This is a genomic window from Paucihalobacter sp. (assembly GCF_036825875.1).
GTDB lineage: Bacteria > Bacteroidota > Bacteroidia > Flavobacteriales > Flavobacteriaceae > Paucihalobacter.
In genome coordinates this window covers 67,957-92,402 of sequence record NZ_DAISXK010000005.1, presented here as the reverse complement: position 1 = coordinate 92,402, position 24,446 = coordinate 67,957, and the positions used below count along the sequence as shown (strand labels likewise).

Annotated in this window: 19 protein-coding genes; 6 read left to right on the top strand and 13 right to left on the bottom strand. The window is 36.0% G+C overall.

The features are described from left to right. Positions 1-20 precede the first annotated feature (20 nt). The 6 genes from V7Z48_RS02880 to V7Z48_RS02855 all read right to left on the bottom strand — a co-directional run bounded on the left by V7Z48_RS02880 (position 21) and on the right by V7Z48_RS02855 (position 6,485). Positions 21-1,025, bottom strand: coding sequence for a vWA domain-containing protein (locus V7Z48_RS02880; RefSeq protein WP_334111886.1), 1,005 nt, complete (start codon positions 1,023-1,025; stop codon positions 21-23). Beyond that, on the bottom strand, positions 1,026-2,678 hold the full coding sequence (locus V7Z48_RS02875) for a hypothetical protein (RefSeq protein WP_334111885.1): 1,653 nt from the start codon (positions 2,676-2,678) through the stop codon (positions 1,026-1,028). A 9-nt stretch (positions 2,679-2,687) separates the two neighbouring features. Beyond that, positions 2,688-3,554: a DUF58 domain-containing protein gene (locus V7Z48_RS02870; RefSeq protein ID WP_334111884.1), complete on the bottom strand. Its 867-nt coding sequence runs from the start codon at positions 3,552-3,554 to the stop codon at positions 2,688-2,690. Positions 3,555-3,751: 197 nt separating this feature from the next. Next, a complete protein-coding gene (locus tag V7Z48_RS02865) occupies positions 3,752-4,753 on the bottom strand; it encodes an AAA family ATPase (protein WP_334111883.1) in 1,002 nt (333 codons plus the stop codon). Positions 4,754-4,909: 156 nt separating this feature from the next. Then, positions 4,910-5,479, bottom strand: a complete 570-nt coding sequence (locus V7Z48_RS02860) for a DUF4382 domain-containing protein (protein ID WP_334111882.1) — start codon at positions 5,477-5,479, stop codon at positions 4,910-4,912. A gap of 187 nt (positions 5,480-5,666) precedes the next feature. Continuing rightward, entirely contained in the window at positions 5,667-6,485 is an 819-nt protein-coding gene (locus tag V7Z48_RS02855; RefSeq protein WP_334111881.1) for a DUF4382 domain-containing protein, read from the bottom strand. A 196-nt stretch (positions 6,486-6,681) separates the two neighbouring features. On the opposite strand from V7Z48_RS02855, the gene V7Z48_RS02850 reads away from it, so the two are divergent. The 4 genes from V7Z48_RS02850 (at position 6,682) to V7Z48_RS13565 (ending at position 10,151) form a co-directional block, all read left to right on the top strand. Continuing rightward, a complete protein-coding gene (locus V7Z48_RS02850) occupies positions 6,682-7,548 on the top strand; it encodes an aldo/keto reductase (protein WP_334111880.1) in 867 nt (288 codons plus the stop codon). A gap of 18 nt (positions 7,549-7,566) precedes the next feature. Next, positions 7,567-8,319: an SDR family NAD(P)-dependent oxidoreductase gene (locus tag V7Z48_RS02845; protein ID WP_334111879.1), complete on the top strand. Its 753-nt coding sequence runs from the start codon at positions 7,567-7,569 to the stop codon at positions 8,317-8,319. Between the two features lie 38 nt (positions 8,320-8,357). After that, positions 8,358-9,491, top strand: a complete 1,134-nt coding sequence (locus V7Z48_RS02840; protein ID WP_334111878.1) for an ATP-binding protein — start codon at positions 8,358-8,360, stop codon at positions 9,489-9,491. Positions 9,492-9,842: 351 nt separating this feature from the next. Then, positions 9,843-10,151: a lipocalin family protein gene (locus V7Z48_RS13565; protein ID WP_428850387.1), complete on the top strand. Its 309-nt coding sequence runs from the start codon at positions 9,843-9,845 to the stop codon at positions 10,149-10,151. Between the two features lie 44 nt (positions 10,152-10,195). On the opposite strand, the gene V7Z48_RS02835 is transcribed toward V7Z48_RS13565, so the two are convergent. The 3 genes from V7Z48_RS02835 to amaB form a co-directional block, all read right to left on the bottom strand. Then, entirely contained in the window at positions 10,196-10,870 is a 675-nt protein-coding gene (locus V7Z48_RS02835) for a hypothetical protein (RefSeq protein WP_334111877.1), read from the bottom strand. After that, on the bottom strand, positions 10,848-11,561 hold the full coding sequence (locus tag V7Z48_RS02830) for a hypothetical protein (protein WP_334111876.1): 714 nt from the start codon (positions 11,559-11,561) through the stop codon (positions 10,848-10,850). Before V7Z48_RS02830 ends, V7Z48_RS02835 begins: the two co-directional genes overlap by 23 nt. 163 nt (positions 11,562-11,724) lie before the next feature. Then, positions 11,725-13,278, bottom strand: coding sequence for an L-piperidine-6-carboxylate dehydrogenase (gene amaB / locus V7Z48_RS02825; protein ID WP_334111875.1), 1,554 nt, complete (start codon positions 13,276-13,278; stop codon positions 11,725-11,727). 115 nt (positions 13,279-13,393) lie between these two features. Here amaB and V7Z48_RS02820 point away from each other — a divergent pair, with 115 nt between their 5' ends. Both V7Z48_RS02820 and V7Z48_RS02815 read left to right on the top strand, forming a co-directional pair. Then, positions 13,394-14,461: an isoaspartyl peptidase/L-asparaginase family protein gene (locus tag V7Z48_RS02820; RefSeq protein WP_334111874.1), complete on the top strand. Its 1,068-nt coding sequence runs from the start codon at positions 13,394-13,396 to the stop codon at positions 14,459-14,461. A gap of 203 nt (positions 14,462-14,664) precedes the next feature. After that, positions 14,665-15,471, top strand: a complete 807-nt coding sequence (locus V7Z48_RS02815) for a helix-turn-helix domain-containing protein (protein WP_334111873.1) — start codon at positions 14,665-14,667, stop codon at positions 15,469-15,471. Positions 15,472-15,508: 37 nt separating this feature from the next. On the opposite strand, the gene V7Z48_RS02810 is transcribed toward V7Z48_RS02815, so the two are convergent. From V7Z48_RS02810 to V7Z48_RS02795, 4 genes are all read right to left on the bottom strand, one after another. Further along, positions 15,509-16,705, bottom strand: a complete 1,197-nt coding sequence (locus V7Z48_RS02810; RefSeq protein WP_334111872.1) for an MFS transporter — start codon at positions 16,703-16,705, stop codon at positions 15,509-15,511. 110 nt (positions 16,706-16,815) lie between these two features. Continuing rightward, positions 16,816-20,013, bottom strand: coding sequence for a T9SS type B sorting domain-containing protein (locus V7Z48_RS02805; RefSeq protein WP_334111871.1), 3,198 nt, complete (start codon positions 20,011-20,013; stop codon positions 16,816-16,818). Positions 20,014-20,583: 570 nt separating this feature from the next. Then, positions 20,584-23,364, bottom strand: a complete 2,781-nt coding sequence (locus tag V7Z48_RS02800) for a T9SS type B sorting domain-containing protein (protein WP_334111870.1) — start codon at positions 23,362-23,364, stop codon at positions 20,584-20,586. Between the two features lie 177 nt (positions 23,365-23,541). Further along, on the bottom strand, positions 23,542-24,446 hold a 905-nt coding region (locus tag V7Z48_RS02795), incomplete at its 5' end, for a T9SS type A sorting domain-containing protein (RefSeq protein WP_334111869.1).

The following is a 24,446-nucleotide window of genomic DNA, read 5'->3' as shown; positions in this document are numbered from 1 at the left end:
AATTAATTTGAAGTTTTAATTTAAACAAAACTTCTAAAAATAGTATGTCGTAATATAAATTCAAGTAATAGCATAAGTGCAGCTAGCAAAACCAACGGTCTATACTTTTCCTCGTAATTATAAAATTTTCTTTCCTCGATTTCTGTCGTTTCAAGTTGATTGATTTCATCGTAAATCTCAGCAAGTTTTTCATTGTCGGTTGCTCTAAAATACTTTCCACCACTTGCATTGGCAATTTCAGTAAGCAATTTATCATCTATTTCTACTTGAACGCGCTCGTAGACAAAAGAGCCATCTTGCCTCACTGCTACTGGCGATAAAGCTGTACCATTAGTGCCGACGCCAATGGTATAAACTTTTATATCAAATTCTAAGGCTAACTCTGTAGCAATTACTGGGTCAATTTCACCTGTATTATTTACGCCATCGGTTAATAGGATAATAATTTTACTTTTAGCTTCGCTGTCTTTAAGTCGGTTAACGGCTGTTGCTAATCCCATACCTATGGCTGTGCCTCCTTCAATTATTGCGGTATATTGAATTTCGGAAAGTGATCGTAATATAATTCCTTTATCGCTGGTTAGAGGTGTCTTGGTGTAACTTTCACCTGCATATTCCACAATTCCAATTCGGTCGTTTGGACGGCGTTTCACAAAGTCGGAGGCTACACTTTTTAAAGCCTCGAGTCTATTGGGTTTTAAATCTTTAGCTAGCATACTTGCCGAAACATCCACCGAAATCATGATGTCGATACCTTGGGTGGTTTTGGTTTTGGTGCTAACATCTACTGTTTGAGGCCTTGCAATTGCGGTTATTATTAAACCTATAGCTAGTAACCTAAGGACAAAAAGAAAATGCTTTAGTTTTGGCAATAGAGATTTAGATAGTTTGAAGCCTTTAAGAGTTGATAATCTAACTTCTGGTGTTTGTTGTTTGTGCTTTAATACATACCAAACGATGGCTATTGGCAGAATGAGCAATAACCAAAACATTTCCTTATTTAGAAATTCTATTCCTTCAAACATCTACTTCGATTTTGGTTGTAATTCAACTGAATTGATAATTCGCTCAGCAATTTCGTTGGCATAACGATCATTCGCCTTCCATACGAGGACTATTTGCTGAATGATAACATCTTTGCTTGTAAAACTTAGCATCACATAATTTCCGTCTATATAACCTTCCTTCTTTTCTTTTGGCACACTTAAAGTTCCGAATGTTTTAATGCCTTCAGCTCCGTTTGGTGTAGTGAATTTTTCGTTAAGTGTTACAATATTTGTAATGCCTCTAGATTCTAAAGTTTGTAAGTTACCTTCAATGGCTGCATTTAAATCTAAATTTTCTTGTGGCTCAGTTAAATTGGTTGTTGTAACTGCGATGGTTAGTTCTTCTTCGAGCTGATAACCAAATGCTGTCATTTTTATTTTGTCTTTAAATTCTGCTGGAACAGGAGCATCCATTCGCTTTAAAACTTCGGGTGTTGAAATATAGATTGGTGGCATTCCGTAATCGCTATCTACCCATTCACCTTCTAGTAATTCTAGAGTGGCCTTTCCTATAACTACATCTTTCATATACACAAAGCCGTACTTAATTCCGAATCCTATAACCGTGGCAATTAGTAGAAAGGCGACAATGGCCGAGGTTAAAATAACTTTCCGGCGTTTGGCTTTACGCTCTTGAGCTTCACGATACTGCTCGTTAAGGAGCTTTTCTTCTTCGCTCGGCTCCGGCAAGGCTTTGTTGATGGCATCTAAAACTTTATCGATTGTGTTTAAATCGGATTTAGCGGATTCCATATCGGGATCTTGTTTTGCGAATTTGGCAAGATCGGCTCTTCGAAATATGGTGTTTATTTGTTGAATGATTTCATTGCTTATTTTAAGTTGCTTAGCTTCTGTTAGCATTTCTAAATGTTCGACCAGTTCGCCAGAGGTGCTTTCCATAGCTCGGTCATAAACCTTTTCATCTATAAAGCTTCGTAGAATTCTTGTTAATTCGGAATAGTATTCTTTAGTTTGGTCTTGAATGAGGAATTTGCTGTTATCCAATTTTTGAAGCTCCACTTTTGCGCGTTCAAATGGCGGTAATTGGGCAATTTTTTCTTCTTCGGTAAGTGGTTTTTTGCGCCAGATAAACCAATACAGCAAAGCGGCGATTAAGGCGACAATTAATAAACCAATAAGAATATAAAGCCAGGTTTTACTTTTAGGTTTATCAACTTCAATAATGGGTTTTATATCGAATAACTTTTGCTTGGTTGTATCGACCGCTACATCTTGGAAATAGACGTAAATCGAATCGGAAAAAACGCTGCGTTCGTCAATTAAAATTTTTTGTCGTGGAATTTGATACCATCCCGAATCGAACTGTGTTAAACCATATTTTTTGATTAATCGGTATTTATCATTGTTTTTGAGGGTATCTGTTTCGTAAAATTCAATGACTTCTAATGGTGAAAAGGTTTGCGTTTCTGGAAAAACAACTAGTTGTGTGGTATCGGCTTCAATTTCGATGGTATAATTTACTTGTGCGCCAATTTTAACTTTGGTACTATCTACCGATGTTTTTACTTGCGAATATAAATTGCCATGCATCAGAAACACCAGCATCAAAAACAACTTTAGCGGCGTATTTTTGTTGATTATTTTAATATTACGACTGAATTTTTTCTGCATATAATTCGATTATCCTCTGCGTTTAAAGTATCCTAACAACTTGGTAACGTAACTTTCATCAACCCGACAATCTAAAGACCCAGCGCCAGATTTGGCAAAACTGTCTTTAAAATAATTCACTTTTTCAAGATAGTATTTAGCGTATGCATATCTTGTTTTTTTTGAGCTAGTATCTACCAACATGAGTTCGCCAGATTCTTCGTCAATCATTTGTACCAGTCCTAAATTAGGAATGGTTTCTTCGTGTTGGTCATAAATTCTTATACCAGTAATATCGTGTTTGTTTGATACAATTTTTAAGGTTTGTTTGTAATCTTCTGAAATAAAATCTGATAACAAAAATACAATTGCCTTCTTTTTCATCACATTTGATAAAAACTTTAAAGCTTCGTCTAAATTAGTTTGTTTGCTTTTGGGTTTAAACTCTAATAATTCTCTAATAATTCTAAGAACATGGAAGCGTCCTTTTTTTGGCGGAATGTATAACTCAATTTGATCTGTAAATAAAATAAGCCCAATTTTATCGTTGTTCTGGGTTGCTGAAAAAGCTAGGGTTGCGGCAATTTCTGTTGCAATTTCATCTTTAAAACTATTTTTGGTACCAAACAATTTACTAGCGGAAACATCTACCATTAGCATCATGGTAAGTTCGCGTTCTTCCTCAAATACTTTTATATAAGGTTCGTTATAGCGCGCGGTTACATTCCAGTCTATATTCCGTACATCATCTCCAAATTGGTATTGACGCACTTCGCTAAAGGTCATGCCGCGACCTTTAAAAGTAGAATGGTATTCGCCACCGAAGACATGGTCAGACAATCGTCTGGTTTTTATCTCAATTTTCCGAACTTTTTTTAGTAACTCTTTGGTATCCATTTTTTTATTCCTGCGCAGGCAAGAATTTTTAGATTTTAATTGACCTATTTTCTATTCTTATTTCGTAACAAATATTGAGACCTTAAATCTTTAGTCTTTAATTTTTGCTTAGTTTTCTGAATGATTATTTCATTTCAATTAATGTAATCACAATAGCAAAGATTCTCGAATAGATTCCTGCTTCCGCAGGAATTGGTTTACGGTACTTCAATTTGATTTACGATTTTGTTGATAATATCAACACTAGTAATATTTTCGGCTTCAGCTTCGTAGGTAATTCCGATTCTGTGGCGTAGCACATCGTAAACAATAGCGCGCACATCTTCAGGAATCACATAGCCTCTTCTTCTAATAAAAGCATAGCATTTTGCGGCAGTGGCTAGATTTATACTACCACGTGGCGAAGATCCAAATGAAATTAATGGTTTTAAACTTTCTAAATTATATTTTTCAGGGTATCTGGTTGCGAACACGATATCGAGGATGTATTTCTCGATTTTTTCATCCATATAAACTTCTCTAACTGCCTTTTGGGCATTCAAGATTTGCTCTACAGAAATAACTGGATTTACTTTTTCGAAAGAACCCTTCAAATTAGCTCTTATAATGAGTTGTTCTTCGTTTATTTTTGGATAATCGATAACGGTTTTCAGCATAAATCTATCTACTTGCGCTTCTGGCAGCGGATAGGTTCCTTCTTGTTCAACTGGGTTTTGAGTTGCCATAACTAAAAACGGTTTGTCTAAAATAAAGGTTTCGTCACCAATAGTTACTTGTTTTTCTTGCATGGCTTCAAGCAGTGCGGATTGCACTTTAGCTGGCGCACGGTTTATCTCATCGGCCAAAACAAAGTTTGCGAAAATTGGACCTTTTTTAATGGAGAAATCATTTTCCTTCATATTATAAATTAGGGTTCCAACTACGTCGGCTGGTAACAAATCTGGCGTAAACTGAATTCGGCTAAAACTACCTTGAACTGCTTGCGCAAGTGTATTAATAGCGAGTGTTTTTGCCAAACCGGGAACACCTTCGAGAAGAATATGTCCTTGACCGAGTAATCCAATTAATAAACGCTCGACCATATGCTTTTGGCCGATGATTACTTTGTTCATTTCTAAATTTAGCAAATCAATAAAAGCACTTTCCCTTTCTATTTTTTCATTAATGGCTTTGATATCTACAGTACTTGTATCTTCCATATTTCATTTGATTTAAAACCCGATGGTTGTTGATTTTTGTATGAACTGCAAATTGTTAAAATTATTCGTCGTTTGCTGTTAATAATTGGTTAAAAATAAAAAGAGCAACACCTTGGTATTGCTCTTTTTATTGTTTAAAAATTTTGATTAACAAAATTAATATTGAAACTGTCTTATTTCGGTTTGTATCTTTGGGTTGAAAACCATCATGCTTGACGATTCGTCATACGAAATGGATTGGTCTTTGTTCAGCTCAATTGTGAAAACATAAGATTTATTGTGCTGTAACTGTGTTGAAACCGTATTGGTTGGATTAGAATTTCCTAAGTCGCTCACATCTAAACTGTGCAGCACATTGCTGATGTCCATAAAATTGTTTTCTCCCAAAACCAGTCTCATGCCATAAATATAGCCGGCTTCAACCGAAAAATTACTTACTAATAAAAGAGCATTTTCGTTATTTAAGTCTGATGTGTTGTGAATACCATTATTGATAGCTTCTAAACTTAACCAAGTTCCAGGAGTATTCTCTTCTTGTTTCACCTTAAGTTGAACATCTTCAATATCGATATAGACTTTTTTTAATTCACCTGTAATCGTTTTTAATTTAACTGAAACATTGGTTAGTTGGACATCGTTTTCGAGTTCTTCTTTTGAACAACTTGAAAAAAATCCTAAAATGAGTACTGTTAAACAGAATGATTTAATGAGCTGAAAGTGGTTCACAATTTGGGGACGTTGAATTATTACAAAACAAAATTACTTAATACTAATACTTTATAATATTATAATATGTAAATAGCACATAAAATCGTTAAGGCGCAATTGCTGATCGGATTTATAGCTGAGAAGAAGTAAATAAAAAAGCGGTATTAGAAAAATACCGCCTTTTAAAAATTGATTTCATGATTGGTTATTCTAAAATAATCGTACCAATATCTGAAGTTTCTCCAACTGTTACTGTAACATTGTTAAAAGTCTGTGCCGTTAACAACGACTCATCATCAGGTGTAAATGTTAAATTATAAACGCCTTCTGCAAGTCCAGCAAACATAAAATTACCTGCGTCATCCGAGAACGTCGAGGTTTCAAAATCACCATTTGTTGCTGTGATTAATACGGCTACATCAGCAGGTAAAACAATTCCACTTATAATTCCAGAAGCAGCTTCTAGACTTGCGCGTAAAACTGGTTTTAAAATAATATTATCAGAATTTCCTGCCATCACTATAGATTCATGTGCATCGAAATCTAAAATAAATGTATAATTAAAATTAGGTTCAACGGCTTGATTGATTTGAATTTTCAAACCAGACTGCTGCGCACTAGGTGTATTTAAAGGAAACGTTTCACCATCTATAACGATGGAGTTATCATCTCCTAAAACCAGTCTAATTTGCTGAATAATCCCTGAAGGTATATCATAGTTGTCCACTAACAAAAGATCAACACCACCTGTTAATTCTAACAAGTCATAAACTCCAGAATTTACAAGTTGAAGTGATTGCCATCCAGATTCCGGGTCTTGGTTTTGATTATTATTATCTTGATATTTAATCATCACATCAACAACTTCAACAAAAACATTATCGTAGTCTCCAGGATTGTCGACAAGTTTTATAGAAATGCTTGAAGTTTCACTAGGAGGATTGTCGGTACTATCCGTACAGCCTACAAAAAACAGCGTAGCAATTAATAACACAAGAACATTGATTTTTAAAAATAATTTCATGGTTTTAAGATTTAGATTTAAGGTTTAAAATTTAAAGATATACGCCAGGAATGCGATATTAGATGTTCATGGCTTCAAAATCTTCGAAATTAGAGTGAACTTCCTTACGAACAAATTGACCTATCCAACGTGTAAATGAATCTTTTTTAAATATTTTTACAAAGAATTGACCTATAAATTTAATTCCATAACAATTATGTCAAATTTTTCTAGAATTATATCAGGAACCATGACTTGGGGTTTATGGGGCAAGAAATTATCAACTGCACGAATGTCAGCGCTTATTAATAATTGTGTTTCTCACGGTATAACAACTTTTGATCATGCGGATATTTATGGAGATTATACCACTGAGGCTGAATTTGGAAAAGCGTTTAAAAAAGGTGGACTTCATAGGGAGAGCATTCAATTAATTTCCAAATGTGGCATTCAGTTGATTTCTAATCATCGCCCCAATAAGGTTAAGCATTACAACTATAGTAAAGGCTATATCATTGGTTCAGCAGAGCAAAGCATACGCAATCTAAAAACTGATTATTTAGATGTATTTTTATTGCACCGTCCAAGTCCGTTGATGCACGTTGATGATGTTTTAGAAGCTGTTACGCATTTAAAACAAAAAGGAATCATAAGGGCATTTGGTGTATCCAATTTTTCGGTGTCGCAAATGCAAGTATTAGCGCCGCATTTAGAAATCACTACTAACCAGGTAGAATGTTCATTAACCCAACCAACTGCTCTATTTAACGGGGTTTTGGATTATGCCATGCTCAAGCAACAAACAGCCAAGGTTTGGTCGCCTTTGGGAAGTTATTTTAAGCAAAAGAATGAGCAAAATGATAGAATTTCTAAACAATTAGAAGGTCTATGTAAAAAATATCAAGCTACCGAAGACCAACTGCTTTATGCCTGGTTATTGAAACACCCTTCGGGAATGCATCCGGTTGTTGGCACTTCAAATCCTGAGCGACTTAAAAAAGCATCTGAAAGCACCAACATTAATTTAGAATTAGAAGACTGGTTTCTCCTTTTAGAAGCCTCTCAAGGTAAAGAAACTCCATAAAAAATTGATACTTAAAAAATGACAAAAACAGCTTTGATTACAGGCGCCACAAGCGGTATCGGAAAAGCGACCGCTTATTTATTGGCTTCAAACGGCATAAAATTAATTCTTTGTGGACGGAGACAAGAGCGCTTACAAACTATAAAAAATGAGCTTTCAAATAAAACCCAAGTTCATACCCTTCATTTTGATGTACGAGATAAAAATACTGTAGAACATGCCATAAAATCTTTACCAGAAAACTTTAAAAATATCGATATTTTAATAAATAATGCCGGTAATGCTCACGGCTTAGATCCCATAAATACGGGTAGTTTAGACGATTGGGATGCAATGATGGATATCAATGTGAAAGGATTGCTTTACGTATCAAAAGCTGTGATCCCGCAAATGGTGGCACGAGCATCTGGCCAAATCATTAATATCGGTTCTTCGGCTGGGAAAGAGGTCTATCCAAAGGGCAATGTGTATTGTGCAAGTAAACATGCTGTTTTGGCTATTACCGAAGGCATGCGGATAGATTTGAACCCCTATAATATTAAAGTTTCGGCGATCAATCCGGGTTTGGTAGAAACCGAATTTTCGCAAGTACGATTTAAAGGAGATGACCTTGCCAATAATGTTTACAAAGGGTTTAAAGCCTTACAAGCCGAAGATATTGCTGAGATTATTTTCTTTACAATATCGAGACCGCCACATGTGAATCTGGCGGATATTTTAGTGTTTCCTACGGCTCAGGCTAATTCGACGACGGTAATGAAAAAATTATAAATTGAAATAACGAGATTCCTGCTTTCGCAGGAAGTACCATGATCAACAAACGCCTACTTATAAAAAATCTGCTTGCTCATAATGATGAGAACAGCTTTTATGACAAAAAGCGAAAAATTGATATTGGTCAAAAGGAAGGTAAGGCTAAGTTTTTAAAGCACATTTGTGCATTGTCTAATAGCAACCCAAAAAACAACTCTTACATTGTAATAGGCGTTGAAGACGAAGACAACAAAATTGTAGGCGTTGATTTTTTTGACGATAGTAAAATACAAAATCTCATTAATGCCTACCTTACAAATCCGCCTGTAGTTTCCTACGAAAATATTCCCTTTCCGCATTTACCAGATGATAAAGTGGTAGGCTTGGTGACGATTAGATCTATGGAAAAACTCACCTCACTACGTAAAAATATTTGGAAATACTACGGCGGCTCGGTGTTTTTTAGAGATGGCAGCATGAGTATGCCCAAGGTGTTTGATATTGTGGTGAAAGATATTAATTCGGCCATAGTTGAAGCCATTGAAAAACATGCTCAAAACAATATTGAATACACTTTGAATGGCGTATTTGATTTTATGAAGAAAAGAGCCGATTTTGAACCTCAATACAAGGTGTTTAAAGAATATTTTGTGCTGTGCTGGGCTGGACAAAAAAAGGTTGTTAAGGATGAAGTGTTTTTCTCTAGAGTTGACATTGAATTGGTGAATGAACAAGTGCGACTGTTTTATTCGACCTTTGATGAAGTAGCGATTAGTCATAATGACGCTTCCTTTAAAATTCGAGAATATGTCAACCTTGGACTTCACAACACATATAAATACTATCCATTAGAAGAAACAGTAATTCATTTTGAGGACAATGCCAATTACCATATCGAAACCAAACTTTTATTTCATGCGCCTCAATTCGACAAAAAAGTACTCTACCATATTTACAACGCAAACAATATCATATTAGAAAAGCTAAAAAAGGGATTACAATTATCTAAAAATGAAAACTATGATTTAAAAAATCTGCCTGCCACCTATTTGATTTGTTATTTAAATTTATTTCACGAAGCTATTGATAAGTTAAATGAGGCCAAGCCTTATTTAAAAAATTACAATGAAGAAGTTTACAGATTTTATAATGAAACTATGCGCATTTTACGGAAGGTAAAGTATAGTTGATGTGAAGAAACAAACCATTAATATAAAAAACAATACCATTCATAAATTATAACTAAAAGTATCATAACTTATCTTCTATATTTGATATGCTATTAATCAACTAAAAAGTCTTGTTTCTACCATAAAAGTGTGGCAATGAAGCAGGATTTTTTTTATTATGTATCCATTTCAAATCCTTTACATTACTGTTTTTCAGTTGCTTTAAAACTGCTCATTCTAAATTTTATTATATATGAGAAAATAAGTGGTATGAAACGCATACAATTATATCTGGTTTTGGTTCTTGCTCCTTTCTTTTTACTGTGATGCAGTACTGGTGATGACTCTCCTAATGTACAGCAATTACTTTAACTGCGGTGGTTTTTAATTTCTATTGAAAGTGTAAATCCATCTAATACAAATATTAATGTATTTGATGAATGTCAAAAAAATAGCTATTTTGACTTAGGCGTCAATAATCTACTGGTTTTTCAAACTTTTGATGGCGACCCATGTGTATCACAAGAATTTCAAGCTTATGAATATAATTTAACCACTGATAACAGCCAAATTGTACTTAATAATGAGCCGGCAGTTGTTTTATGGGATATTATAGAAATAACAAATACTTCCTTGGAGCTTATTGCCGATAACGGAAGCACCTTTAATTTAATGCGTTAAGTATTAATTTATTTAATTAAAGATAATAATTACACGAAAGTTAATTATTTTAGAAATGCACTTACGATATCAAAGTTTCCAAAACACAATTTCACACCAATTCCGAAGTGGTTAAATTGAGATGAGTTAAATTGTGATTGATCTTCAATAGGTGCAACAATATTTAATTTGTCCTTTCTATAGGTATAACTTACAAAAACTGCCAATTGTTTGGATAATTTATAGTCAGCATAAAATTCAATATTAAAAAATGTTCCAGTATCGTATTGTCTGCCTTCCGAAGCATCAAATATTTTATTTTTATAAGTTGTTTTAGCAAAAGGTGCTGCACTTAATCCAAGCTTGAATCTTTCGGAAACATAGTATTCATAACCAAAAAATAAGTAATTATTAGTAACTGTCGATTTTTTGTAGTTGCCGACGATTTCCGGATTGGTAACTTCTAAATAAGCAGCTCCCAGGTTACCACCAACAAAAAAACCTTTATAAATTCCTAATTGAAGCTTAAGGTTTATGCCGCCAATGCCTTTTGTGCCTTTTGCCAAGGCATTATCCCCAAATGTTTGCGGAATAAAATATTGAAAATTATAGGAATAGAAGGTTTTAGTTATCTTTGGCTTATCCTCGGTTTCTATAACCTCAACATCATTTTGACCCAAACAAATGGCTGAAGCAAAAAGGAAAAAAATAAGTGTTTTAATAGGTAATTGTAAAAACATTTTCTGACGGATTAAGGTTGATTGTCTCAACTATTTCTGGTTGATTATTTACAGAATAACTTATTTGAATGCTGCTCCCAGCCGTGCTTATAAAACTTTTAGAAAAATCTTCCCCTTGTAAACTCACAGTTAATTCTTGAGAAGGATAACAATTAGATAAATTTTCTTGCAGGGTTCCTTCTTCATAAACCTCGGCACAGAATGGTATTTCATAATTTAGGGCAACGGCAATAGTTGAGGATGGATTTTGATTATTTATGACTAAATCAAAGCTAAACTTTTCTTTAAGTGTGATTGTATTTAAGTCTACAGTCAAGTTATCGGGTGTATAGTCAAATACGTTTGTTTTAAAAAGATATGGCGCATAATTCTCATCCTTCTCTACAGAAACTAAAAAATTATTACTTCTATTTAACAGCGATACTATTGAAAATTCCCCCGATTGATTTGTGTTTGTACTTCCTAAATTAAAAATTTGATTAAACGTTGGAACGCCGGGAAAAAAATTAATAATACTACCAACCTCATCATCAGTAAAGATATTTACAGAAGCATTTTCAATTGCTACATTGTTTTGATTCACGACGGTTCCTAAAACGCGTATTCTGGTATTTTCTTCGAATTCTTTAGGCTGACAACCTATTAAAAGGAGTAAACAGAAAAATTTAAGAAGTTTGATGGCTATTCCCATTGGCAATTTTATACTATAGATGGAATTATAATATAAAGGTTGCGTAAACTTTTAAATGAAAAAAGCCACATTAAATAATATGGCTTTTTCATTTAAATTCTATTTGAGGTAAACTATCCTCAAGGTAGAAACTTCTTAAATATTATAAGATTAACTAAGTAATCTACAAATCAAATTTAATCCCTTGTGCCAATGGCAGGCTAGTTGTATAATTTATAGTATTGGTTTGACGGCGCATATAAACTTTCCATGCATCACTTCCAGACTCACGACCGCCACCAGTTTCTTTTTCACCACCAAAAGCACCACCAATTTCTGCTCCTGAGGTACCAATATTTACATTGGCAATACCACAATCGCTACCAGCAACGGATAAAAATCGTTCGGCCTCACGTAAGTTGTTAGTCATAATTGCAGAGGACAACCCTTGTGCTACTCCATTTTGAATGGCAATAGCATTATCTACTTCGCCTGAATATTTAAGCAAGTATAAAACAGGAGCGAATGTTTCGTGTTGCACAATTTTAAAATTTGGTTTACCTTCAGCAATAGCTGGTTTTACATAGCAGCCACTGTCAAAGCCTTCACCTGATAGCACACCACCTTCAACCAAAATAGTGCCGCCTTCGGCCACTACTTGCTCTAAAGCCTGTTGGTACATTTTTACTGCATCGGTATCTATAAGTGGTCCAACATGATTATTTTCATCTAGTGGATTACCGATGCGCAATTGTTTGTAAGCATCGACTATTGCATTTTTAACCTTATCGTATATACTATCATGAATAATTAAGCGGCGGGTTGAAGTACAGCGTTGTCCGCAAGTACCAACCGCACCAAATACGGCACCAATTACGGTCATTTTAATATCGGCATCTGGAGTTACAATGATGGCATTGTTACCACCTAATTCAAGTAGAGACCTCCCCAATCTGCCAGCTACTTCTTGTGCTACAATTTTGCCCATTCGGGTTGAGCCAGTTGCTGAAATTAACGGAATACGGGTATCTTTCGTCATAAATTCACCCACACGATAATCGCCGTTTATCAAACAAGAAATTCCTTCCGGAAGATTATTGTCTTTAAACACTTGCGCTGCAATATGCTGGCAAGCCACGCCACAAAGCGGTGTTTTTTCACTAGGTTTCCAAACACACACATCGCCACAAACCCAAGCTAAAGCAGTATTCCATGCCCAAACAGCAACTGGAAAATTAAATGCTGAAATAATGCCTACTACACCTAAAGAATGGTATTGTTCGTACATCCTGTGTCCTGGTCGCTCACTGTGCATCGTTAAACCGTGTAACTGTCGGGACAAACCGACCGCAAAATCACAAATGTCTATCATTTCTTGAACTTCGCCTAAGCCTTCTTGATAGCTTTTACCCATTTCATAAGACACCAATTTACCAAGTGGTTCTTTAAGTTCACGTAATTTATCACCAAACTGTCTTACGATTTCACCGCGCTGCGGAGCTGGCATCATTTTCCAAGTTGAAAAGGCAGAAGTAGCGGCGGTCATTACCTTATTGTAATCTTCTTTTGTGGTTAACTTCACGCTGGCAATCAGCTTGCCGTCTACGGGTGAAATACTTTCAATAGTTTCACCATTCGCGAACCATTCCGAACCGGTAGAACTGCCGTGATTTATAGATTGTATCCCAAGGGCGTCAAGGGCTTTTTGAATTCCAAAGTCTGTTGCAACTGCTTGCATATTGATTGTTTTTTTAAATTAATGTTGTGATTGCGAAGATACTAATTTATATGCGCTTTTACTGAGGATTTCGCAATAAAGTATTAACTTAGGGCTTTAAAAACAACCTTAAAACATGCCAAAACTCTTACTCACCTTGATTTGTATTACCTTTTTAATTTCTTCTTGTAAAGAGGAAAAAAATGAAATACCAACTACTGAAAATGAAATCTTAGAAAACCCGGAATTTGCTATTGTTATTCATGGCGGTGCGGGCACTATTCTAAAAGAAAATATGACTCCCGAAAGAGAAGCTGCTTATAAAGCCAAGCTTGAAGAAGCCATTATGGTAGGACACGATATATTAAAAAATGGTGGTACAAGTATGGAAGCTGTGACCAAGACCATTAATGTTATGGAAGATTCTCCATTATTTAATGCAGGTAAAGGTGCCGTTTTTACGAATGCTGAAACCAACGAATTAGATGCCTCTGTGATGGATGGAAAAACCTTAAATGCAGGCGCTATCGCAGGTGTGACCAATGTAAAATACCCTATTGATTTGGCACGTGCAGTGATGGACAATTCTGAACATGTGATGCTTGCCGGGAAAGGTGCCGAAAGTTTTGCTGAAGAACAAGGTTTGGAACTAGTTGACCCTAGTTATTTCTTTACAGAAGGCAGATTCAATTCGCTACAAAAAATTAAAGACCGTGAAAAAACTGAGCTGGACCATGATGCCAAATCAGTTTATTATGACAATGAATTGAAAGACTACAAATTTGGTACTGTTGGCTGCGCTGCCTTAGACAAAAACGGCAACTTAGCGGCTGGCACATCAACTGGTGGTATGACCAACAAACGCTGGGGACGCATTGGAGACGCACCCATTATTGGCGCTGGTACTTATGCCAATAACGAAACTTGCGCAGTGTCTAGCACTGGTTGGGGCGAATATTTTATAAGAGCTATGGTGGCACACGATATTTCGGCACTTATGGAATATAAAGGCTTGAGTTTGCAAGAAGCGGCTCGCATTGTGATACAGGAAAAAGTGGCCAATCTGGGTGGCGATGGCGGTATTGTAGCAGTTGATAAAGATGGTAATATCACTATGGAATTTAATACGGCTGGAATGTACAGAGCTTCCATAAAATCGAACGAAGCGCTTCGGATTGGTATTTATAAGGAGAATGAAGAGTAAATTCTGAATCCGACTACAAATTTACAAGCATAAGTAAAAGATACTGATTTTCAAGGTTATTGTTAACCCCTTTAAACTATTTTTAAAGTTCCAAAACTGGAAAAAAGCAAATGTCATGTAAATGTCGGGTGAAATACCTTTTAAATAATTGTGCATTTAAATTTCCAGATGTAGTATTGTTTTATCAATAAAAATCCGAACAGATGAAACAGCCAGAATTAGGAAAGATCATTCTTGATCTTAGAACACAACAAGGACTCACTCAAGAAGAGTTGGTAGAAAAATGTAACATAAGTGTGCGCACCATTCAGCGCATAGAATCGGGAGAAGTGACTCCACGACCTTACACTGTTAAAACCATCTTAGAAGTATTAGGCTATGATTTAGAAAAAATTAAATCTGAATCACTCAGACATTTTAAAAATCATTTAAAGATTAATGGTTCTGAAGAAATTTTAAGATCAATTAAAATTTTGAGGATTGCAATTGTTTTTGGAGTTCTATATTTTCTTCTTGGGTTTTTTGAAGTTCCTGCTGATTGGAGTCGCTGGTTCGAAAACACTATGCTTTATTCAAACAGTATTTATGTGGTTTTGAAAATATTTGCTTGTGTAACATTTATTATTTTCACATATGGTTATTTCACCCTTGGCAAATTACTTAATAATAACTTGATAAAGTTTGCTTCCATTGGATTTATACTGCTTTCCGTATTACTTTATAGCTTTGATATCATTTCATTATATACAGAATTTATCAATGAAAACTATATTATAATCATGTCTGTTTTATTTGGTTCGGTAGGCATTGTATTTGGCGTTGGCATTATTCAGCTAAATAAAAGTTTGGGAAACTTGGCAACTTTAACCGGGGTACTTGAAATTGTAATGTCGCTAATGTTTGCAACTGTTGTTTTAGCCTGGATTGGCTATATTTTTATGGTAATAGTTATAATTATGGAGCTGATTTTGCTTTATACGGTGATCGAAAAACTGAAAAACAATGATTAGTAAATCAATTAAAATATTCGGATTTAAAAAAAACGCCTTAAGCTTTCGCAATTCGCTGTGCATTTACAAATACCACTAACAACATTGCGATCAAGATTGAAATAATCCATTTCAAATCTAAGTTCATATCCATTAAAATCCCAACCAACAACGGACCAAGAGCGGTGCTGATTACCATAATCATGGTAAATAAACTTCGGATGGCGCCAAGTTTCTCGGTCCCAAACAATTCTGCTAAAAGGGCTGTTTTAACCGTTCCTGCCAAACCCATGGTACAACCTGAAAGCACTAAAAACGCCAAAGCTCCAAAAATATGATTGACAAAAGCGAATGGAATCAAGCCTAAAATGAGTGGTATCATATAGATTCTAAACAGCTTTTTAGCAGTATATTTATCTACCCAGATACCTGCTAAAATTGAAAATAAAAATCTGCTAACAGCATAGGCGGTGAAAAAACTAGCATATAAAGCTACGGACCAACCTTTTTGTTCCACAAATACATATTGATAGAAAAATACTGCGGTAAATACAAATCCAAGCGTAAAAGTTGCGGGTATTAAAATCCAGAAAAATTTATCTTTAAATAAGGTCGAATAATCTCCTATTAAAGCTTTTGCGGTTGGTTTATGGTTCAGATTGCTTTGCTCATTCAATCTTGATAAATCTTGAAAATATAATCTTACTATATAAAATCCTAAAAACAAAGCGCATACCCAAGCACTCACTTCGTAATTGTAAGTCACTATAATAATGGATAAAATTAAGGGTAGAACAGCCTCACCTACAGAGTAACCCAGCATGGCAATACTCAATGCTTTGCCACGATTGCTAGTATACTGTCTCGACATCACCGTTAAGCTGATATGGCTCATTAAACCTTGACCTGTAAGTCGCAGCCCAATTAATGCCATTATTAAAATAATTAAACTGTAATGAGAAAATCCCAAAATAAGCGTAGAAATAGCCATTCCAATAGTGGTTACCATGGTTACCTGTTTTACAGGTTTGTGGTCTATATTATGACCAACGGTAAGCATAATAAATGAAGCAATAATGGTTGCAAACGCGTAAATTCCTCCAAAAACACCATTACTGATACTGAACACCTGCAAAATTTCGGGCACATATAGTGAAATAAGAAAGGTTTGCCCAAAACTAGATAAGAAGGTTAAGGTGTAACCAAATCCAACATTTTTGTATTCGGATTTAAAAAAAAGATAAAGCTCCTTCAAAAAGATATATGATTAAAGATTTGCCAGCGCGAAATTAACTTTTTAAGATGAGCTAATTATTCTATTGATGACATTTGATGTTACATTTTCGTTAAACAAAAATCAATCATCTAGCGCTTTAGTGTAAAATGACCCGTAAATTCTTCTCCGTCAACAATAATTTGGTACCAATAATCATTAGTGGGCAACAGATTTCCTAAATAAGTTCCATCCCAAACAACAGCTGAATTTCTGTAATTTTTTAATAGTTTACCATAGCGGTCAAAAATATTAACCTCTGAACTGCCAAATTCTTGAATACCTCTAATTTCAAAAAAGTCGTTAAACCCGTCATTATTGGGCGTAAAGAATTTAGGAATTACAAAGTGAAGATGAGACACTACATCTTGACCACATCCAGAGTTATCCCTAACGGTAATGCTATATCTACCACCTCGAATACCATAGAATATATTGCCGTATTGAAAATTTTGCCCATCTATTGAATAACTAAAATCACCGGTTGCTGTGGTTAAAATTTCTATGTCGAAGCCATTGGTTTTCACTTCTGAAATAACCGGTGCTGTATTCATATTTACAACAATTGTCATTGTTTGGGTGCTTGCGCATTGTCCGGCGTTAGGAGTGAAAGTGTACTCGGTAGTGGTTGTATTGTTTAATGCAGGCGACCAAGTTCCTGTGATACCATTTTGTGAGGTTGTTGGTAATACTGGTATTGTTTCTCCTGAACATATGGCCGGTATTTGATTGAATGTAGGTGTTCTTGCAGGGCTTACCGTAATGGTCATTGTTTGGTTACTTGCGCATTGTCCTGCATCAGGGGTAAAAGTATATTCTGTTGTAGTTGTATTGTTGTAGGCAGGCGACCAAGCTCCTGTAATCCCATTTTGTGAGGTTGTTGGCAAAGTGGGTATAGTTTCACCTTCGCAAATTCCAGGTACTTGTGTGAATGTTGGTATTGTTGCAGGATTAACCGTAATGGTCATAGTTTGATTGCTTGCGCATTGCCCAACATCAGGAGTGAAAGTGTATTCTGTTGTGGTTGTATTGTTTAAGGCAGGCGACCAAGTTCCTGTGATACCATTTTGAGAGGTTGTTGGTAAAGCAGCTATGGTTTCACCTGAACAAATGGCTGGTACTTGAGTAAAGGTTGGTGTTGTTGCAGGGTTCACCGTGATGGTCATTGTTTGATTGCTTGAACATTGTCCAGCATCGGGTGTGAAAGTGTATTCTGTTGTAATTGTATGGTTTAATGCAGGCGACCAGGTTCCTGTGATACCATTTTGTGAGGTTGTTGGCAAAGCGGCTATGGTTTCACCTTCGCAAATTCCAGGTACTTGTGTGAATGTTGGGGTTGTTGTAGGGTTCACGGTGATGGTCATTGTTTGATTGCTTGCGCATTGCCCTGCGTTAGGGGTAAAAGTGTATTCTGTTGTAACTGTATTGTCTAAAGCAGGCGACCAGGTTCCTGTAATCCCATTTTGCGAGTTTGTTGGCAGAGCGGCTATGGTTTCTCCTTCGCAAATTCCAGGTACTTGAGTAAAGGTTGGTGTTGTTGCAGGGTTCACCGTGATGGTCATTGTTTGGTTGCTTGCACATTGCCCAGCGTTAGGAGTGAACGTGTATTCAGTAGTGGTTGTATTGTTTAAGGAAGGCGACCAAGTTCCAGTGATACCGTTTTGTGAGGTTGTTGGCAAAGCGGCTATGGTTTCTCCTTGGCATACTGCTGGAACTTGAGTGAATGTAGGGGTTGTTGCAGGATTAACCGTGATGGTCATAGTTTGATTGCTTGCGCATTGCCCAACATCGCGCGTGAAAGTGTATTCAGTGGTGGTTGTATTATTTAAGGCAGGCGACCAAGTTCCTGTGATCCCATTTTGTGAGGTTGTTGGTAAAGCGGCTATGGTTTCACCTTCGCATACTGCTGGAACTTGAGTGAATGTGGGAGTTGTTGCAAGATTCACCGTGATGGTCATTGTTTGGTTGTTTGCGCATTGCCCAGCGTTAGGGGTGAAAGTGTATTCAGTGGTGGTTGTATTGTTTAAGGCAGGCGACCAAGTTCCTGTGATACCATTTTGTGATGTTGTTGGTAGAGCGGCAATGGTTTCACTTTCGCAAATTGCTGGTACTTGTGAGAATGTTGGGGTTGTTGTAGGGTTCACCGTGATGGTCATTGTTTGATTGTTTGCGCATTGCCCTGCGTTAGGGGTAAAAGTGTATTCAGTGGTGGTTGTATTGTTTAATGCAGGTGTCCAAGTTCCTGTGATACCATTTTGTGAGGTTGTTGGTAGAGCGGCAATGGTTTCACCTTGGCATACTGCTGGTACTTGAGCGAACGTTGGGTTTGTTGCAGAATTCACCGTGATGGTCATTGTTTGGTTGCTTGCACATTGCCCAGCGTTAGGGGTGAAAGTGTATTCTGTTGTAGTTGTATTGTTTAATGCAGGCGACCAAGTTCCCGTGATACCATTTTGTGATGTTGTTGGTAGAGTAGCTATGGTTTCACCTGAACATACTGCTGGTATTTGAGTAAAAGTTGGTGTTGTTGCAGGACTCACCGTGATGGTCATTGTTTGGTTGGTTGCGCATTGTCCAGCATCAGGGGAGAAAGTGTATTCAGTGGTGGTTGTATTGTTTAAGGCAGGCAACCAAGTTCCTGTGATACCATTTTGTGATGTTGTTGGCAGAGTGGCTATAGTTTCACCTTCGCATATTTCTGAAACTTGCGTAAATATTGGGGTAACATTTGGTATGTCTTCAACTGTAATAGTAACCGTTATGGTGTATTGATAACTGATATGTCCATTACCCACGGCATTGCAACCAGGATTGGAAACAGGGATGATGTCGATACTTAAATTATCCCCAAAATCTGGCTCAATATTAGGATTAAGAGGACTGCCCAATGGATTTCCAAAATTAAATGGTGGCGGGCTTGTATTTGGTGGGAAATTTGGTTCGGCTATTAAATTAGTCGCAGGTAAACACGTTGCACCTCCACCGTATGTGCCACATCCATAAAATAGATTGTAATAAAGTGTTGGATGGGGACAGATATTATTATTGGTGTAGCCAGTAAGATTTATTACAACAGTTATGCCTGTAATCTCTTGACAAGGATTTGTGCGTGTTGGTAATGTAAAATCATGGGCATAACCATCACTATGGTCAGAAGTATTTCCTAAACCAAGAAAGGCTTTTCTATCAAGACCTATTGTGGCCTCAGTGTGGGTTTGTGTCAAAATAATCTGTCCAAAGGCGCTACCATAAAATATAAAGGTACATGCGAAAGCAAAAAAGTATTTCATTAATTTTAAGGTTAGTTTAAATAAATTTTTTCTTCCAATCCTTTAGCATGAAAAAAATGCGCATTTGGTTACTCTTGTAACCATGCTATGAGACACTAAAGGACTCATATTTTAAATTTTACTTGTTTCATTACTCCATTCTTTCAGATTAGAGCCTTTGCCCAAGTTCCGTAAAAAATTGGATCATCAAAATTATCTTTACAAAACCCTAATTGACAATCAATATGAAATGAAACGATAAGAAAAAGAAAAAAGCGTAAAAATATTGATCATTCCAAAAATCAATATATAAAAATTATTTTCGGAATGATGTTCAAGAAATGATATGTATAGTTTTTGTAGTGGAAACTTCCGCAAATCCCTAATTATAAAATCTCGACGTACGAAATTAAGAATCAAATAATAAAAATCTAATTGCTACAGGTGTTCATAACAGAAAAATTGCCGAATTATACGAAAATTCAATTAATCATCCCCTGCTTTGATAAATAGTGTTCAAAATGACAAAACTGTGTCTTTAAAATGACTGAGCGATTAAAAAAATAGTGGTTTTAACCCAATATAAAAATCCTAACGTTTAAGTGTAAAATGCCCGGTAAATTCTTCGCCATCAATAATAATTTGATACCAATAATCGTTAGTTGGCAATGATTTCCCTCGGAATGTGCCATTCCAGCTAAAAGGGACATTCTTGGCACTTTTTAAAAGCTTGCCATAGCGATCAAAAACATTGACTTCAGACGCACCAAGTTCTTCAATGCCTCTCAATTCAAAAAAATCGTTATAGCCATCGTTATTTGGAGTGAAAAACTTAGGAATAACAAAATGAAGATGAGAAACCACATCTTCACCACATCCAAAATTATCTCTTACTGTAATGTTATAAACACCGCCAAGAATGCCGTAAAATACAGAATCATATTGAAAGTTTTGTCCATCTATTGAATAACTGAAATCGCCGTTTTCTGTGGTTAAAATTTCAACATTAAAACCATTGGTTGTCACTTCCGAAATTTCTGGAATATTGACCTGAATAACATCAAACTCCTTGGTGGCTTCGCATCCGTTTGCATTTACAAAATCAACCGAATAGGTTCCAGGAGTTGAAACTACAATTTCTGGAGTGGTCTCTCCAGTACTCCAGTTATAACTGATATTATTTTCAATATCTACAAACAAAATTACTTCGGTGTTTTCACAAAAATAAATAGTTTCATCTTCGAAATCTAATGGGTCTAATCTTGAAAAATTTACTGCTGTTCTTGTGGTGGAGTTACAATTTCCATTTAACGTAATTGCTTCAGCATAATAAGTGCCGGCACTATCTACAATTAAAGATGTACTGTTTTCTTGGAGTAAATTTCCATTCGTTTCAGAATCGTACCAATTCACCGAAAACCCGTTTGGGACTTCAACCGTTAAAATTCTGACTTCGCCGTCACATTCTACAACATCACCTGAACTAACTGGTGGTTGTGGCGTTGTGACTTCTGTTACTTCAAATTCAAATCTAATTTCACAGCCATCTTCATTTATAACATCAACAAAATAATTACTTGATACATCAACGTTAATTTCTGGTGTAGTTTCGCCTGTACTCCAGTTATACGATACAATATCTGTTAACCCAACACTTAGGTTAACCGAACTTCCTTGGCAGAATACCAAAGATTCAGTACTCCCATTTGGTGGCTCGAGCCTTGTAAAATTCACAGCTGTACGGCTTAATGAATTACATCCGTCAGCAGAAACAGCTTCAGCAAAATAAGCACCTTCAGTATTGGTAATAAAAGTGTTGCTGTTAGCTTGTAATAAATTGCCGTCTGTTGATTGCGAATACCAATTGATTGTAATATCAGGGCTGACTTCAACCTGAAGTGTCGCTGATTCATTATTACATAAAGTAACATCACCAAGGCTCACTGGGGCAATAGGTGCATTAATTTGAGCTACTTCGAATTGGCTGATTATTTCGCAACCATCGGAGTTAACCATCAAAACGCTATAATTCCCAGCAGTACCAACCGATATTTCTGAACTAGTTTCGCCTGTACTCCAATCATAACTGTTAATATTTGGAATGCCTGACTGCAATAAAACGTTACTTCCCTCACAAAATGAAACAGAAATATTTTCGCCTGGTGGAGGTATAAGTCTTGTGAATGTAACGGCTGTTCTTGTTAAAGAGGTACAACCTGCTAATGATGTAACTGCTTCAGCATAATAGGTTCCGGGCACACTAACAATTAGAGAAGAAGTATTTTCCTCGAGCAAATTACCTCCTGAAGGCGCATCAAACCAATTTACTACGATATTATCAGGCACACTTACGGAAAGTGAATCATCCTCTAATCCGCAATTTGTTCCATTGCCATCACTTATTGGTTGGTTTGGTGGTGCCTCGATTGTTAATTCAAAAACATCTGATATTACATTACATAAATCATTTTGTAAGTTGGCAGCATCTTCAGCAACTTTCACCCTGAAGAAAGTATTACCTTCAACTGGATTGATTGTATAAATTGGATTGTTAGCGCCAGATATATCACTCCAATTATTGCCATCATTACTCAACTGCCATTGATATGCATGCGTTTGAAATACAGAAAAATCGGGATTTGCATTTAACTCTAGGCTATTGACCTCATTAGTGCAGCCAACAAAACCATTAGCATTTGAATCGTCTGTTATATCCACCGAATCGCCACAAGATTTAAAAACAATATCATCAATAGCAAGGTCATTACCGCAGCCGCCTTGACCATTATTTCTCATTTTTAAAATTATGTCCGTTTGTCCTGATTGTGTTTGAAAAACCAACCCATACTGGTTCCAGACAGGAGTATTGGTCCCGCCAACTGGTCCTGTATCACCTGATGCTAATAAGATTGTATTTGTGCTGTCCCAAATTTCAAATCCGACATTTATTGGAATTCCGTTACCACCACAACCACTAATAGGGAGTAGATTAAGAACCCAAGCCGAAAACTCATAAGAAGTACCTTGGCAAAGACCTGAAATGCTAGTTCTAAAAAATTCGCCGCTTGAAAAGTCGGCGTTAACGATTAGCATTTTACCATTTACATCCCCTGGTGTTCGGTCGCCTGTATTATGCCAATCAAAAAAAACACTATTGTTTGAAATAGTATACTGCCCGTCTTGCGGCGCACCTGTCACATACTGGTAAGTGGTTGTACCAACAGGCAATGGTGGGCCAACATTCGTGCCTGTGCCGAAGGTTTCAGTGAAAATAGGGTCACCAGAGTTGCCACCACAAAAACCTAGTTGACCATAAACAGGATATGGTATACTATATAAAATTGCAAGAAAAAATGTAAGAAATAACTTCACGGTTTAAAAATAAGTAAAATTTAAGATTGAGATAAAGCATTTAACAGTTTATCGCGAATGGCATTCATTCAAAAAATTATCTCCTAATAGTATGCGTGAAGCGAAAATAAAAAACCGTCTCAATAATTATATTGAGACGGCTTTTATAAGGATTAAAATAATAGAATGCGAGGTTCTTTATTTTTTAACAAGCCTTTTTACTATTGAAGTGTTTTGTGCATTTATTTTTAATAAGTAAACACCTGTTGAATAGCTAGTAAACATAACATCTAATGTTTGATTCATGTTTTTCAAATCTATTATTTGAATCAATTTACCGCTTACTTCATAAATTTCAAGATATAAAAGTTCGACATTACTGGTGTTTTTAATTGTGAAAACATCTTTAATAGGATTAGGATAAATTATTATGTGATTATTTAACAATTCGGAATCGTCTAATCCCAAAGTTTCGTCTTTTACTGTTACTTGAAACGAACAACTATCTTCGTTGCCTGAACTATCTGTAACAGTAAATGAAATTATATAATTCCCATCTGGTAGTTCTGTTCCCGAAGCAGGTGTTTGCTCGACGGAATAGCTACAATTATCATTAACTAAAACGATATTTTCTGAAATATAATCCGGAAGGGTAAAAGGTCCGCTAGAATTTATATGGAAATCTGCTGGACAATCGATTGTTGGCGCAATAGTGTCTTCAACAATAACTGTGGCCGAGGCTGACACACTGTTTCCACTTTGGTCTGTAACGGTTAATTCAACAGTGTTTTCGCCTAAATCTGCACAAGTAAAGTCAGAAACATCAATGCTTAAACTTGAAATAGAACAGTTATCGCTTGATCCATTATCAATTTGATTAGCGGTTATACTAGCGTTTCCTGTGATATCTAATTGAACTGTGATGTTTTGAGTAGATACTGTTGGTGCTACGGTGTCTTCAACAGTTACTATAGCCAAGGCTGATGCACTGTTTCCACTTTGGTCTGTAACGGTTAATTCAACAGTGTTTTCGCCCAAATCAGCACAGGTAAAGTCAGAAACATCAATGCTTAAACTTGAAATAGAACAGTTATCGCTTGATC